We start from the raw sequence: 542 nt of genomic DNA, 5'->3' as shown, positions 1-542 counted from the left end.
CCGTTGCCACGCGCAGCAGGATCGAGAAGTCCTGGGACAGTTCCATGCGGCCTCCGGAAGTTTCCGGAAGACTTGCGCGATCGGCGTGGGACGGTGGTGAAGATGGCACCACGGTCCGTTCACCCGGTAGCGCCGGGTCATCGCCGACGTCACCGCGGCTCAACGCATCACTGCGCCAGGTAGCCACCATCGATGGCGTAGTAGGTTCCGGTCGCGAAGGAGGCCTCGTCGCTGGCCAGCCAGGCCACCAGTGCCGCCACCTCCTCGGCAGTGCCCAGCCGCTTCAGCGCGTGGCGCGCTTCCAGCGTTGCGCGCACCTTCGCGTCCATCTTCTCCAGCAGCGGCGTACTGATGAAGCCCGGGCCGACCGCGTTGACCCGGATGCCGTCGGCCGCGTGCTCCCACGCCGCGGTCTGGGTCAGGCCGACCACCCCGTGCTTGGCCGCCACGTAGGCGGTGGAACCGGCATAGCCGACCTGGCCCAGGATCGAGGCCATGTTGATGATGCTGCCGCCGCTGCCGGCCGTGCGCATCGCCTGGAT

General features: G+C 68.8%; 1 protein-coding gene. It reads right to left on the bottom strand.

The window, feature by feature from the left end; genetic code table 11:
* Window positions 1–167: 167 nt before the first annotated feature.
* On the bottom strand, window positions 168–542 hold a 375-nt coding region (locus C9414_RS21025), incomplete at its 5' end, for an SDR family NAD(P)-dependent oxidoreductase (RefSeq protein ID WP_142398084.1).

This window comes from Bacillus sp. Nf3, assembly GCF_003028545.1.
Classification (GTDB): domain Bacteria; phylum Bacillota; class Bacilli; order Bacillales; family Bacillaceae; genus Bacillus; species Bacillus safensis.
This window is presented reverse-complemented; position numbering and strand designations above follow the sequence as displayed.